8 protein-coding genes are annotated in these 15,101 nt (G+C 73.2%); 6 read left to right on the forward strand and 2 right to left on the reverse strand.

Going from position 1 to position 15,101, the window contains the following annotated elements; genetic code table 11:
- The first annotated feature begins 13 nt into the window (after nt 1-13).
- Nucleotides 14-4,648, forward strand: a complete 4,635-nt coding sequence (locus AB0D74_RS14485) for a hypothetical protein (protein ID WP_362585057.1) — start codon at nt 14-16, stop codon at nt 4,646-4,648.
- A gap of 20 nt (nt 4,649-4,668) precedes the next feature.
- On the opposite strand, the gene AB0D74_RS14490 is transcribed toward AB0D74_RS14485, so the two are convergent.
- Complete coding sequence (locus tag AB0D74_RS14490; protein WP_362585060.1) at nt 4,669-5,139, reverse strand: hypothetical protein; 471 nt, start codon at nt 5,137-5,139, stop codon at nt 4,669-4,671.
- A 433-nt stretch (nt 5,140-5,572) separates the two neighbouring features.
- Here AB0D74_RS14490 and AB0D74_RS14495 point away from each other — a divergent pair, with 433 nt between their 5' ends.
- Genes AB0D74_RS14495 through AB0D74_RS14515 form a run of 5 tightly spaced genes read left to right on the forward strand, consistent with a single transcriptional unit; the run spans nt 5,573 to nt 13,486 of the window.
- Complete coding sequence (locus AB0D74_RS14495; protein WP_362585062.1) at nt 5,573-8,395, forward strand: nitrate- and nitrite sensing domain-containing protein; 2,823 nt, start codon at nt 5,573-5,575, stop codon at nt 8,393-8,395.
- On the forward strand, nt 8,392-8,826 hold the full coding sequence (locus tag AB0D74_RS14500; protein WP_362585065.1) for a roadblock/LC7 domain-containing protein: 435 nt from the start codon (nt 8,392-8,394) through the stop codon (nt 8,824-8,826). Before AB0D74_RS14495 ends, AB0D74_RS14500 begins: the two co-directional genes overlap by 4 nt.
- A gap of 9 nt (nt 8,827-8,835) precedes the next feature.
- The gene (locus AB0D74_RS14505) at nt 8,836-9,231 is read left to right on the forward strand and encodes a DUF742 domain-containing protein (protein WP_362585067.1); all 396 of its coding nucleotides are present in this window, start codon (nt 8,836-8,838) and stop codon (nt 9,229-9,231) included.
- 24 nt (nt 9,232-9,255) lie between these two features.
- A complete protein-coding gene (locus tag AB0D74_RS14510) occupies nt 9,256-12,900 on the forward strand; it encodes a hydantoinase B/oxoprolinase family protein (protein ID WP_362585070.1) in 3,645 nt (1,214 codons plus the stop codon).
- The gene (locus AB0D74_RS14515; RefSeq protein ID WP_362585073.1) at nt 12,881-13,486 is read left to right on the forward strand and encodes an ATP/GTP-binding protein; all 606 of its coding nucleotides are present in this window, start codon (nt 12,881-12,883) and stop codon (nt 13,484-13,486) included. Before AB0D74_RS14510 ends, AB0D74_RS14515 begins: the two co-directional genes overlap by 20 nt.
- Nucleotides 13,487-13,547: 61 nt before the next feature.
- Here the strand turns inward: AB0D74_RS14515 and glpK are convergent, their stop codons facing one another.
- A complete protein-coding gene (glpK, locus tag AB0D74_RS14520; RefSeq protein ID WP_362585075.1) occupies nt 13,548-15,065 on the reverse strand; it encodes a glycerol kinase GlpK in 1,518 nt (505 codons plus the stop codon).
- Between the last annotated feature and the right edge of the window lie 36 nt (nt 15,066-15,101).

Raw genomic sequence — 15,101 nt, forward strand, 5'->3', positions numbered from 1 at the left:
ACGAGAGTCCGCCATGTACGAGCTGTCCCGGGTCCGCCTCTACTCCATCGGGCCGGCCGGTGCGCGCTACGCCGACACCGTGCTGGACCTGCGGGGTGTCGGTGCGCCCGTGCCCGACCCCGCCCCCGCCCAGGCGGAGTTCTTCGAGGAGGAGCCGGTCGGCCCGCCGCGCCGGCCCGCGCCTGCGGGCGTGCTCTTCCTGGAGAACGGCGGCGGCAAGTCGGTGCTGCTCAAGCTGATCTTCTCGGTGATGCTGCCGGGGCACCGCAACACCCTCGGCGGCGCCAGCTCGGGTGTGCTGCGCAAGTTCCTGCTCGCCGACGACTGCGGGCATGTCGCCCTGGAGTGGCAGCACACGCTCACCGGCGAGTGCGTGGTCGTCGGCAAGGCGAGCGAGTGGCGGGGGCGCCAGGTCTCCAACGACCCGCGGAAGTTCGCCGAGGCCTGGTACTCGTTCCGGCCCGGCCCCGGGCTCTCGCTGGACAGTCTGCCGGTGGCCGAGTCCACCGCCGTACGGCCGCCCGTCGAGGGAGCCTCCGGCGCGCAGGGGCGGCGGCGCACCATGAAGGGCTTCCGGGACGCCATCACCGAGGCGGGCAAGTTCTACCCGCATCTGGAGGTGCACTGGGAGGAGATCCACGACCGCTGGATCGAGCATCTCGGTGAACTCGGCCTCGACCCCGAACTCTTCCGCTACCAGCGCGAGATGAACGCCGACGAGGGCGAGGCCGCCGGCCTGTTCGCGGTGAAGAAGGACTCCGACTTCACCGACCTGCTGCTGCGGGCCGTCACCGACACCCGGGACACCGACGGACTCGCCGACCTGGTCGGCGGCTTCGGCAACAAGCTCGGCCGGCGCGCCGAGCTGATCGCCGAACGGGACTTCACCGCCGGATCGGTGGACCTGCTGGGCCGGATCGTGGAGGCCGCGGAGACACGGACACGCGCGCGGGACATCCACGCGGGCGCCGAACGCCGTACCCGCACGCTGGCGCGCCGGTTGTCCGCGCGGGGCGTGCAGGAGCGGGTGCGCGCCGCCGACCTCGCCCAGCGGGTCACGGCCGCCGCCTACGCCGTCACGCACTCCGAGGGCGCCCGTGAGCGCAGCTCGCTGATCGCCGCCGAACTCGCCTACCGGCACGCCTCCCTGGCGCTGGCCGTCGGCGAGAAGTCCGCCGCCGCGCAGAAGCGCGAGCTGGCCGACGCACGCACCCTGCACTCGGCCTGGCAGGCCGCCGAGGCCGCGCTGCGCCACCGCGCCGCCGCCGACCGCGTCGCGCGCGTGGCCGCGGCCATCCAGGAGGCCGAGCGGGACGCGGCGCCGGCCCTCGCCGCCCGCGCCAAGGCCGCCGTCGCGCTCGTCCGGGCCCTGCACGGGGCCGCCGAGAGCGCGGAGGCCCTCGCCAACGAGGAGGAGGAGCGGTCCGCCGCGCTCCAGGAGGTCAGCGACGGCGCCTACCGGGACTCGACGTCCGCCGCCACCGAGGCACAGCGCGCCCGCAGCGAGGCCGGGCACCTGCGGCAGCGGCTCGGCGAGGTCGAGCAGGAGACCGCCGAGGCGGTCCGCGCGGGCTGGCTCGACGACAGCGCCCCGGACGCCGACCCGGCCCGGGCCGCGCTCGCGGCGAGCGACGCCGAGAAGACGGCCGTGGCCGCCTGGGACACCGCCCGCGAGGCCTCCCACCGAGCGGGCGAGCACGCGCGCGAGGCGGCCTCCGCCGAGTCCCGCGCCGAACTCACCGCCGCCCGCGCGGCGGACGCGGCGACCGCGGCCGGGCGGACGCACGACGCCGAGCAGCGGCTGGCCGAGAGCCTCGCGGCGGAGGAGCGGCTCGGCGAACTGCTGGGACTCACCGGCTCGCGCAGCGCCGTTCCGCGGCCCCGCCACGAGGGCGGCGCCCGTCACGAGGGCGGCGACACCCCCACCAACCTCACCCACCTCACGCCCGAGGAACTCGACCGGTTCGCCGACGAGTTGCGGGAACTCCTCGACGACGCCGTCGGATCCGCCGAGCGGCAGCTGTTCGAGCTGCGGACCGCCGCCGCCGACGACTCCCGCATCCTCGGCGCCCTCGGCGACGGCGGACTGCTGCCGCCCGGCCCCGACGTCCTCGCCACCGTCGAGTACCTCGGCGAACACGGCATCCCGGCCCTGCCCGGCTGGCGCTACCTCGCCCAGGCCGTCGACCCCGCCGACCACGCGCGCGTGCTGGCCGCCCGCCCCGAACTCGTCGACGGCGTCGTCATCACCGACCCCGACACGCATGCCCGCGCCCGCGCGGCGCTCAGCGAGGCGGCCCTGCTGCCCCGCTCCGCCGTGGCCGTCGGCACCGCCGCCGCCCTGCTCGCGCCCACCCCGGCCGCCGACGCCGGCCCGCGCGACGTGTTCCTCGTACCGCCGAACCCGGCCATGCACGACGAGCACGCCGCCGACGAGGAGCGGCAGGCGCTGCGCGCACGGGCCACCGAGCGGGACGAGGAGATCCGCACCCTCGCCGCCCGGCTCGGCAAGGACCGCGAGCTGGCCGCGCGGCTCGCCTCCTGGCGCACCGGCTGCCCGGCCGGACGGCTCGTGGAGCTGGCGCAGGAGGCCCGGGACGCGCGGGAGTTCGCGGAGGAGTCCGAGGCCGAGCTGGCCGAGGCACGGACCGCGCGGGCGGAGGCCGAGGAGGCCGCCGCCGGGGCCGCGCAGGTACGCGACGAGCGGCAGGAGGCCGCCCAGCGGGCCCGGCGGGCGGCCGACGCCCTCGCCGGCCTCGCGTTCCGGCTGCGCGAGCGGGCCGGCTGGCAGGTCAGGCTGCGCGAACTCGCGGACGAGGCCACCGAGTCGGAGGCCCGCGCCCAGTCCTGCCTGGACCGCGCCCGCGTCGCCGACGAGGACCGGCGCGCCGCCCAGCGCGCCGCCGACGACGCCCGCCGCACCGCCCGTGCGCTGCGCGCCGAGCGCTCCGAGATCGCCGGCGCCCCCGACGACATGCCCGAGACCGACGAGGATGCCGCCGAGTCCTCGGCGCCGCTGCCCGCCCTGCGCGAGGCCTACCGAGCCGCCTCACAGGTGTACGAGAAGGTCGGTGTCGGCGCCGACCTGCGCGCCGAGCAGGCCCGCGCGGAGAGCGACGAGAGCGCCGCGCTCGCGGAGCTGGAGCGGCTGAGCAACAAGGTCCGCACCCGCGCGGAGCAGCTCCTCCAGTCGCCCGACGGCTCCGACGGGCCCTCCCGGCAGGCCGCCGCCGCCCGTGCGGAGGAGCTGGTGCAGCTCCTGGAGACCCGCATGTCCACCGCGAGCGAGCAGCTCGGGCGGCTCCGCGGCGAGGCCGAGCGGCACGCCCCCGAGGACGGCGAGGCGCACACCGAACTGCCCGAGGAGCTCCAGCCGCGCGACGCCGAACACGCCCAGGCACTGCTGCGCACGGCGACGGCCGAACTCGCCGCACGCACCGAGGCGCTGGCCCAGGCCCGCGAGGCGCACGCCGAACTCCTCGACACGCACCGCGCGGCCGAGGACGCGGCGGGCGGCTTCGAGGAGATCGCCGCCATGCTCCGCGACCTGCTGCGCGAGCACACCGCCGACGACGAGCAGGAGGACATCGAGCCGTACCCCGGCAGCCTGGAGGATGCCCGGCAGTCCGCCGCCGAGGCCCGCAGGTCGCTGCGCGGCTGCGCCGGTGACCTGTCCGCCGCCGAGTCCGCCGTCCGCGAGGCGAGCGACGTCCTCGTAAGGCACGCCAACGCCACCCGGTACGAGGCGGTGCGGACCCCCGCGCGCCAGCAGATCCGGGAACTGCCCGCCGCCGCGCTCCCGGAGCACGCCCAGAAGTGGGCGGACGCCTTCGCGCCCCGGCTGCGGGTGCTGACCGACGAACTGGCCCAGCTGGAGCGGAACCGGGACTCGATCGTGGACCGGCTGCGGGGGCTCGTCGAGTCGGCGCTGGCGACCCTGCGCTCGGCCCAGCGGCTCTCCCGGCTGCCCGAGGGACTCGGCGAGTGGTCGGGCCAGGAGTTCCTCCGTATCCGCTTCGAGGAACCCGACCAGGCCACGCTCACCGAGCGGCTCGGCGAGGTCGTCGACGAGGCGACCCGGGCCGCGGTGAAGAAGAACTCCGATCTGCGGCGGGACGGCATGTCCCTGCTGCTGCGGGGAGTCGCGGCTGCCCTGCAACCGAAGGGCGTCGCCGTCGAGATCCTCAAGCCGGATGCGGTACTGCGCGCCGAGCGGGTGCCGGTGGGGCAGATGGGGGACGTGTTCTCCGGCGGGCAGCTGCTGACCGCAGCCATCGCCCTGTACTGCACGATGGCAGCCCTGCGGTCCAACGACCGGGGGCGGGACAAGCACCGGCACGCGGGGACGCTCTTCCTCGACAACCCCATCGGGCGCGCCAACGCGACCTACCTGCTGGAGCTCCAGCGAGCCGTGTCGGACGCGCTGGGCGTGCAACTGCTGTACACGACCGGGCTGTTCGACACGACCGCACTCGCCGAGTTCCCGCTGGTCATCCGGTTGCGGAACGACGCGGACCTGCGGGCCGGACTCAAGTACATCAGCGTGGAGGAGCATCTCCGGCCCGGGCTGCCGCAGCAGCCGCAGGCGGGAGAGGCCGTGCACAGCGAGATCACCGCCACGCGGATGTTCAAGAAGCCGTCGGCCTGACCGTCCGGCCTGACGGTCCGTCAGGGGTGTGTCAGCTGACCGGCCTGGCCGCCCCGCCGCCGTATCCGCTCCTGTTCGCGCTCGGCGGCCCGCTCCTGCCGCCGGGCCGCGCGCCGCTCGCGGCGGAGCGAGCGGGCCGTGCTGCTCGGCTCCGAGAGCACGCCGTAGCGCTGGTTCCACACCTGACGGGTCACCAGGACGTCGACCGCGCTCCAGGTGGCCACCACCGTGCTCGCCACGCTGCTGATCACCATCGGGAACGCCAGCCAGGACTCCGCCATCGTGCAGAAGAACGCCACCATGGCCAGCATCAGCGTGACCGCGATGATGATCACCGCGCGCACCGCCGCCGTCCGCACCGGATCGGGCATCCGGTACCGCTTGGCCGGCTCCTCGACCCACAACGTCCGGTACTGCGCCTGTTGTTGCCGCACCGTCGGGTGCGTCGCCGCGCCGCTCTCGGGCGCCTGGCGCCGCTCAGCCGTCCCCATCAACGTGTCACTCCCCACCGCCGACAAGCCCTCGCACCGGTGTCCCACGACCCCGGCTCCCCAGTGGCTGCCCGGCTTGCGCTGTTTTACGCCGCCCGGATCCGAGATGCGGCTCCTGTGGCCGAATCCGCACTCATCACCCGTCTACAAGGACGAACGAACTCGCCCGATGATTCCCGACCAGGGAAAAATTCCGGCCAACTGATCCTTCGTGCCGTTCCCGCACCACTCGCGTGAAGTCGACGCGATCGCGGTGGCAATCTCCCGCAATGCCCGGGCGACTCGTCCTGTCTGCCGGTCATGTGAGGGTATCGGGGAGGAAGTTCACCGTCCGGACAGTTCTTCGAGTTATCCCTGTGACGGTAGTAGGCTCGCGCCGTTTGTTGACGTACATGTGTACCCCCGGTCTGCGGGGGTCGAGCTGGGGGAGGCCATGCGCTTTCGCGGGAAGTCGATCCGCCGGAAGATCGTGGCGCTGCTTCTCGTGCCGCTGGTGTCCCTGACCGCCGTCTGGGGTTTCGCGGCCGTGCTCACCGGACGCGTGGTCACCCACATCTTCCAGGTGTCGTCGATCGTCGAGGACATCGGCTACCCCACCGAGGACGCGGTCCGCGCCCTCCAGCAGGAACGCCGGCAGACCCTGGTCTACCTCGCCGACCCGCGGGCCTCCGACGCGCTCGCCGCCCTGAACCGCACGCGCGCCGCCACCGACACCACCGTGGCCGAACTCCGGAAGAACGCCGGGGAACAGCACGTACGCGACGGCCTCGACGCCGAGGACGGTGAGCACCTCACCGCCGAACTCGACGGGCTCGACGGCATCGAGCCGCTGCGCCGCAGCGTCGAGCAGGGCACCGTGGACCGCGCCGAGGCCCTCGCCCTCTACGACGCCGTCGTCGACCCCTGCTACACACTCCTCGGCTCCCTCGACGGGACCGACGACGTCGAGATCGACAAGGAGGCCCGCGCCCTCCTCAACATCACCCGCGCCCGGGAACTCGTCTCCCGTGAGGACGCCCTGCTCGGCTCCGCTCTGGTGGTCGGGAAGGTCTCCCGCGAGGAGACCCGCGAGATCTCCGACCTCATCGCCCAGCGCACCCTCCTCTACGACATCAGCCTCCCGCTGCTGCCGGCCGGCGAACGCGACCGCTTCGACCGCTTCTGGAAGAGCGCCACCACCGCCCCCCTGCTGGCCGCCGAGCGGTCCGTCGTCGCCGCCGGATCCGGCATGCCGAACGACGTCGACGCGAAGAGCTGGGACACCACCGCGGGCAACGTGCTCGACGAACTGCGCGACCTCGACGACCAGGTCGGCGACCGCTTCAAGGACCGCATCCGGCCCGTCGCCGTCAGCGAGTTCGTCCAGGCGGCCGTCGTCGGTGTCCTCGGTCTGGCCGCCGTGCTGTTCTCGCTGGTCATGTCGGTCCGGGTCGGCCGCAGCCTCATCCGCGACCTGCGGCTGCTGCGCCAGGAGGCGCACGACGCGTCCGGGGTCCGGCTGCCGAGCGTGATGCGCCGTCTCTCCGCGGGCGAACAGGTCGACGTGGAGACCGAGGTCCCGCGCCTGGAGTACGACAGGAACGAGATCGGCGAGGTCGGCCAGGCCCTCAACACCCTGCAGCGCGCCGCCGTGGAGGCAGCCGTCAAGCAGGCCGAGCTGCGCGCCGGCGTCTCCGAGGTCTTCGTCAACCTCGCCCGCCGCAGCCAGGTCCTGCTGCACAAGCAGCTCACCCTGCTCGACACCATGGAGCGCAGGACCGAGGACACCGACGAACTCGCCGACCTGTTCCGCCTCGACCACCTCACCACCCGTATGCGCCGGCACGCCGAGGGCCTGGTCATCCTCTCCGGCGCCGCCCCCTCGCGACAGTGGCGCCGGCCCGTCCAGCTGATGGACGTGGTGCGTGCCGCCGTGGCCGAGGTCGAGGACTACGAGCGCATCGAGGTCCGCCGGCTGCCCCGCGTCGCCGTCACCGGCCCCGCCGTCGCCGACCTCACCCACCTCGTGGCCGAACTCCTGGAGAACGCCACGGTGTTCTCGCCACCGCACACCGCCGTGCAGGTCCTCGGCGAACGCGTCGCCAACGGCTTCACGCTGGAGATCCACGACCGCGGTCTCGGCATGGCGGCCGAGGCGCTCCTGGACGCCAACCTGCGGCTCGCCGAGACGCCCGAGTTCGAGCTCTCCGACACCGACCGGCTCGGCCTGTTCGTGGTCAGCCGCCTCGCGCAGCGCCAGAACGTCCGCGTCTCGCTCCAGCCGTCCCCCTACGGCGGCACCACCGCCGTCGTCTTCATCCCCGACGTACTGCTGACCGACGACGTCCCCGACACCAACGGCGTCGGCTTCCGCCTCGACCGCAGCCGCCCGGCCGGGGAGGCCGAACCCGAGGAGAGCCGGGCCGCCTCCCTGGCCCAGGCGCCGGGACAGCGGCCCGGACTGCCGGCCGCACTGCTGGGCGGCCCGGTCGAGCTGGAGGCGCCCGTCGACCTGGACGCGCTGGACGACTTCCCGGGCGCTCTCACCGACGACGACAGCGAGCGCGGCGGCCTGTTCCGCCACCGCCGCTCCGCGGCCCCCGCCGCCGACACCACGCCCGCCGTGACCGAACTCCCGCACCCGGACCGCGAGACCACCGGCCGCTTCGGCGACGAGCAGCCCGGCAGCCCCCTGCCACTGCCCGCACGGCGGACGCCCAAGCTGGTCAGCTCGCACGGCAGACCGGTCACCGAGCAGCGCTCCCGCCGCGTCGCCCCGGACGAGCGGGACCCGGCGGACCAGGGCCGCCCCGAACCGGGCGGACTGGCCCCGCTGCCCTCCCGCCGCCGCACCGACCCGTCCTCGCCCCGCGCCATCGGCCCGGCCGACCGAGCCGGGGAACGCACGGCGCACCAGGCCGGCGGACCGGCGGACCCCCCCGCCCTGCCCCGGCGCACCCGCCGCCCCGAGACCGCCTCCGGCGGCGGCACCGACGACTCCGTCCCGCCCCTCGGCAGCACACCCCCGGAGGCCGACTCCGGCACCCGGCCGCTGCCCAGGCGGGTACGGCAGGCCAACCTGGCCCCACAGTTGCGACAGGAAGCCGCATCACCCACCGCGCGCCGGCCGGAACCCGTCGAGCGCGACGCCGACGAGGTCCGCAGCCGCATGGGCTCGCTCCAGCGCGGCTGGCAGCGGGGCCGTGCCGAGAACGCCGAGGGCGACGGCTCCTGGGACAGCACAGCACAAGGAACGACTAAGGGGGACGGTCGATGACCGATCCGAAGGCGACCGGCCACACGGCGACGAACAAGGGCGAGCTGAACTGGCTGCTGGACGACCTCGTGGACCGGGTCGCCAGCATCCGCAAGGCCGTCGTGCTCTCCGGCGACGGCCTGCCCACCGGCGTCTCCAAGGACCTCAGCAGAGAGGACGGCGAGCACCTGGCCGCCGTGGCCTCCGGCTTCCACAGCCTCGCCAAGGGCGTGGGCCGGCACTTCGAGGCGGGCAGTGTCCGGCAGACCGTCGTCGAACTCGACGACGCCTTCCTGTTCGTCACGGCGGCGGGCGACGGCAGCTGCCTCGCCGTCCTCTCCGACGCCGACTCCGACGTCGGCCAGGTCGCGTACGAGATGACACTCCTGGTCAAGCGGGTCGGCGTACATCTGGGGTCCGCTCCGCGCACCGATCTGTCCTCCGGCGGGTAGTGGGATGACATGAGCGGAGACGGTCAGGGAAGAAGCCACTGGTTCGACGACGAGGCCGGGCCGGTCGTCCGTCCGTACGCCATGACACGGGGCCGCACCACCAGTGCGGCCCAGCACCGCCTCGATCTGATCGCGGTGGTCGTCACGGAGCCGCACGTGGACGACCCGGACGACGACCGGACACTGTCCCCGGAACACGTGGACATCGTCGAGCTCTGCCGCGACGCCCCGCAGTCCGTCGCCGAGCTGGCTTCGGAACTCGACCTCCCCGTCGGAGTGGTGCGGGTCCTCGTCGGCGACCTCGTCGCCGGGGAACTCGTCCATGTCAACCGGCCGGTACCCCCGGCCGAGCTGGTGGACGAGAGTATTCTGCGCGACGTGATCAACGGCCTCCGGGCGCTGTGACCGGCGCGGAAGCGGAGTAGTGACGTGACAGGCTGGCAGTTCTGGGTCGACCGGGGCGGTACGTTCACCGACGTGGTCGCACGGCGCCCGGACGGCCGGCTGCTCACCCACAAACTGCTCTCCGACAACCCCGCGAGGTACGCCGACGCGGCAGTGGCCGCCGTGGGCGAGCTCCTCGCAGGGGCCGGTGACCCCGGCGCCCCCGTCGACGCCGTCCGGATGGGCACCACGGTCGCCACCAACGCACTTCTCGAACGCAAGGGCGAGCGCACCCTCCTCGTCATCACCCGCGGCTTCCGTGACGCCCTGCGCATCGCCTACCAGAACCGCCCCCGCATCTTCGCCCGCCGCATCGACCTGCCCGAGCTGCTCTACGAACGGGTCGTCGAGGCCGACGAGCGCGTCGCCGCCGACGGCACCGTGCTGCGCGCACCCGACCTGGACGCCCTGGCGGGCCCGCTCCGGGCGGCGTACGACGACGGGATCCGCGCCGTCGCCGTGGTCTGCATGCACAGCCACCTCTATCCCGCCCACGAGCGGGCGATCGGCGAGCTGGCCGCCTCGACCGGCTTCCCGCAGATCTCGCTGTCCAGCGAGGTCAGCCCGCTGATGAAGCTGGTCCCGCGCGGCGACACCGCCGTCGTCGACGCCTACCTGTCGCCCGTGCTGCGCCGCTACGTCCGCCGGGTCGCCGACCAGCTCGAAGGCGTACGGCTGATGTTCATGCAGTCCAACGGCGGGCTCGCCGAGGCCGGGCAGTTCCGCGGCAAGGACGCCGTGCTCTCCGGTCCGGCCGGCGGGATCGTCGGCATGGCCCGGATGTCGCAGCTCGCCGGCTTCGACCGGGTCATCGGCTTCGACATGGGTGGCACCTCCACCGACGTCTCCCACTTCGCCGGCGGGTACGAACGGGTCTTCACCACACAGATCGCGGGCGTCCGGCTGCGCGCCCCCATGCTGGACATCCACACCGTCGCCGCGGGCGGCGGCTCGGTGCTGCACTTCGACGGCTCCCGCTACCGCGTCGGCCCGGACTCGGCCGGCGCCGACCCCGGCCCGGCCTGCTACCGCGGCGGCGGCCCGCTGGCCGTCACCGACGCCAACGTCATGCTCGGCCGGATCCAGCCGGCCCACTTCCCCCAGGTCTTCGGCCCGGACGGGGACCAGCCGCTGGACGCCGGCCTCGTCCGCGACCGCTTCACCGGGCTCGCCCGGGAGATCCGCGAGCGGACCGGCGACGACCGCACCCCCGAACAGGTTGCCGAGGGCTACCTGAGCATCGCCGTCGCCAACATCGCCAACGCCGTGAAGCGGATCTCCGTCCAGAAGGGCCACGACGTCACCCGCTACGCCCTCACCACCTTCGGCGGAGCCGGCGGGCAGCACGCGTGCATGGTCGCCGACTCGCTCGGCATCCGCACCGTCCTGGTGCCGCCCATGGCCGGGGTCCTGTCCGCGCTCGGCATCGGGCTCGCCGACACCACCGCGATGCGCGAGCAGTCCGTCGAGGCCCCCCTGGAGCCCGCCGCCATGCCCGGCATTCGCAAGACCGCCGACGACCTGGAGGCCGCGGCCCGCGCCGAACTCCTCGCCGAGGACGTCCCCGAGGACCGCGTCGAAGTCACCCGCCGCGCCCAGCTCCGCTACGACGGCACCGACACCACCCTCACCGTCGAGCTCACCGAGCCCGCGGCGATGAAACACGCCTTCGAAGAACGTCATCGCGCCACGTACTCCTTCACGCTCGACCGCCCGGTCGTCGTCGAAGCCCTCTCAGTGGAAGCCACCGGCATCACCCAACCCCCCGATCTCTCCGCCCTCGCCCCGTACGAGGGCACGCCCGCCGCCCCGGAGGCCGTCCGCCTCCACACCGGCGGCGCCTGGCGCGTCGTACCCCTCCACCGCCGCGAGGACCTGCCCCCCGGCGAAGCCGTCACCGGCCCGGCGATCATCACCGAGGCCAGTGCCACGACCGTCGTCGACGACGGCTGGCGGGCCGCGGCGACCGACGACGGGCATCTGGTCATGGAACGCGCGACGGTCACGCAGAGTTCCGATCTCGACACGGAAGCCGACCCGGTCCTGCTCGAGGTCTTCAACAACCTCTTCATGTCGATCGCCGAACAGATGGGCGCCCGCCTGGAGTCAACGGCCCAGTCCGTCAACATCAAGGAGCGTCTGGACTTCTCCTGCGCCCTGTTCGATCCGGACGGGAACCTGGTGGCCAACGCCCCGCACATCCCCGTCCACCTGGGCTCCATGGGCACCAGCGTCAAAGAGGTCATCCGCCGCCGCGGCACCTCGATGCGCCCCGGCGACACCTACGCCGTCAACGACCCCTACCACGGTGGCACCCACCTGCCCGACGTCACCGTGATCACCCCGGTCTTCGACACGCAGGGTGACCGGATCCTCTTCTACGTCGCCTCCCGCGGCCACCACGCCGAGATCGGCGGCATCGCGCCGGGTTCGATGCCGGCGAACAGCCGCACCATCGACGAGGAGGGCGTCCTCTTCGACAACTGGCTGCTCGCCGAGAACGGCCGGTTCCGGGAGACCGAGACGCACCGGCTGCTCGCCGAGGCCCGCCACCCCTCCCGCAACATCCCCACCAACCTCGCCGACCTGCGCGCCCAGATCGCCGCCAACCGCAAGGGCGTCGACGAGGTCGGCCGGATGATCGAGGAGTTCGGTCTCGACGTCGTCCAGGCCTACATGCGGCACGTCCAGGACAACGCGGAGGAAGCGGTCCGCCGGGTGATCGACACCCTCGACGACGGCGCGTACGCCTACGAGACCGACTCCGGAGCGGTCATCCGGGTACGCGTGCGCGTGGACCGCGCCGAACGGCGCGCGACCGTCGACTTCACCGGCACCTCCGCCCAGCTCGCCACCAACTTCAACGCCCCGTTCGCCGTCGTCAACGCGGCCGTGCTGTACGTCTTCCGTACCCTCGTCGCCGACGACATCCCGCTCAACGACGGCTGCCTGCGCCCGCTCGACATCGTTGTGCCGCCCGGTTCGATGCTCGCCCCCGAGCCGCCGGCCGCCGTCGTCGCGGGCAACGTCGAGACCTCCCAGGCCATCACCGGTGCCCTCTACGCGGCGCTCGGCGTCCAGGCCGAGGGCTCCGGGACCATGAACAACGTCACCTTCGGCAACGAACGCCACCAGTACTACGAGACCGTCGCCTCCGGTTCCGGAGCCGGTGACGGCTTCCGCGGCGCGAGCGTCGTACAGACCCACATGACCAACTCCCGGCTCACCGACCCGGAAGTCCTGGAGTGGCGGCTGCCGGTCCGCCTCGACGAGTTCGCCGTACGGGCGGGCAGCGGCGGCGCCGGCCGCTGGTACGGCGGGGACGGCGCGGTCCGCCGTGTCCGCTTCCTCGAACCCATGACCGTGTCCACCCTCTCCCAGCACCGCCGTGTGCCGCCGTACGGCATGGCCGGCGGCGCACCCGGCGCACTCGGCGCCAACCGGGTGGAGCGGGCCGACGGCACGGTCACCGACCTCGGCGGCAGCGATGCCGCGGACGTCGGCCCCGACGACGTACTCGTCGTCGAGACCCCGGGTGGCGGCGGATACGGACGCCCGGCACCCGGCACCCGAACCCCCCAACGACCCCAGCAAGCAGGAGAAGAGAAAGATGATCTTCGGGCGATCTGAGCGCGGCAAGCCCCCGGTCGAGCCCGTCACGCTCAAGATCCTCGTGGCCGGCGGCTTCGGCGTGGGCAAGACGACCCTGGTCGGCGCGGTCAGCGAGATCCGGCCGCTGCGCACCGAGGAACTGCTCACCGAGGCCGGGCGACCGGTCGACGACACCTCCGGCGTCGAGGGCAAGCACACCACCACCGTTGCCATGGACTTCGGCCGCATCACCCTGCGCGAGGACCTGGTGCTGTACCTGTTCGGCACGCCCGGGCAGGAACGGTTCTGGTTCATGTGGGACGAACTGGCCGAGGGCTCGCTGGGCGCCGTCGTGCTCGCCGACACGCGCCGGCTGGAGGACTGCTTCGCCGCCGTCGACTACTTCGAGCGGCGTTCCATACCCTTCCTCGTCGGCGTCAACTGCTTCGAGGACGCGGCCCGTTACCCGGTGGAGTCCGTCCGCAAGGCCCTCGACCTCGATCCGGACGTACCGGTCGTGCTCTGCGACGCCCGGGACCGGGAGTCGGTCAAGGAGGTGCTCATCGGCGTCGTCAGGCACGCGATGGCGTACGCGGCGGGCCACCGGCAGACCGTCACGTCCTGAACGGCGGCGCGGCACGGCCCGTACCCCCGCCGACCGGGGTACGGGCCGTGGTCCCGGGTGGTTACTCGCCTTCCTCCAGCCAGCCGAAGCTCTTCTCCACCGCCTTGCGCCAGTTCGCGTACTCCCGGTCGCGGGTCGATGCCGCCATCGCGGGCGTCCACGCCATGTCCTGCTGCCAGTGCGACCTGAGTTCGTCCAGGTCGTTCCACACACCGGTGGCCAGGCCGGCCGCGTACGCGGCGCCCAGACAGGTCGTCTCGGAGACCCGGGGCCGGATCACCGGCACCCCGAGGACGTCGGCCTGGTGCTGCATCAGGAGGTTGTTCTTCGTCATGCCGCCGTCCACCTTCAGGGTGGTGATCTCCACCCCGGAGTCCTGGTACATGGCGTCCACGACCTCCCGCGTCTGCCAGCTCGTCGCCTCCAGCACAGCGCGGGCGAGATGCGCCTTGGTGACGTACCGGGTCAGCCCGGTGACGACCCCGCGCGCGTCGGAGCGCCAGTAGGGCGCGAACAGGCCGGAGAAGGCGGGCACGATGTAGGCGCCGCCGTTGTCGTCGACGCTCGCCGCCAGCGTCTCGATCTCGTCGGCGGTGCGGATGATGCCGAGCTGGTCGCGGAACCACTGGACGAGCGCGCCCGTTATGGCGATGGAACCCTCCAGGCAGTACACCGGCGCCTCGGTGCCGATCCGGTATCCCATCGTCGTCAGCAGCCCGTTCTTGGACGGCACCGGCCGGTTGCCGGTGTTGAGCAGCAGGAAGCTGCCCGTCCCGTAGGTGTTCTTCGCCGTGCCGACGTCGTAGCAGGCCTGCCCGAAGACCGCCGCCTGCTGGTCGCCCAGCGCGGACGCCACCGGCACCCCGGCGAGCTGGCCGACGGCGGTGCCGTACACCTCGGCGGACGACCTGATCTCGGGCAGGACCGCCTCGGGGACGTTCATCGCGGCGAGGATGGCGGGGTCCCACTGGAGGGTCTCCAGGTTCATCAGCATGGTGCGCCCGGCGTTGGTGACGTCCGTGACGTGCCGGCCGCCGTCGGTGCCGCCGGTCAGGTTCCAGATCAGCCAGGAGTCGATGGTCCCGAAGGCGATCTCGCCGCGCTCGGCCCGGTCCCGCAGCCCGGGCACGTTGTCCAGCAGCCAGGCCGCCTTGGGCCCGGAGAAGTAACTGGCCAGGGGCAGCCCGGTCTGCTCGCGGAAGCGGTCCTGGCCGTCGCTGCCGCCGAGTTCGTGGCAGAGGGCGGCGGTGCGGGTGTCCTGCCAGACGATCGCGTTGTGCACGGGCTTGCCGGTGGCGCGGTCCCACAGGACGGTCGTCTCGCGCTGGTTGGTGATGCCCAGCGCGCTCAACTGGTCGGGGCGCAGCCCCGCGTTGGCGAGCGCCCCGGCCACCACGGCCTGCACCTTGGACCAGATCTCGGTGGCGTCGTGCTCCACCCAGCCCGGCTTGGGGAAGATCTGGCGGTGCTCGCGCTGGTCGACGGCGACGATCGCGCCGCCGTGGTCGAAGATGATGCAGCGGCTCGACGTGGTGCCCTGGTCGATTGCGGCGACGTACTTCTCGGCGGTGTCCGTCATGGCTACCCCTAGGTCGCTGGGTCGGAAGGCTGCGTG

It is taken from the genome of Streptomyces sp. NPDC048278, from assembly GCF_040652195.1.
In the GTDB taxonomy this organism is placed as follows: Bacteria; Actinomycetota; Actinomycetes; order Streptomycetales; family Streptomycetaceae; genus Streptomyces.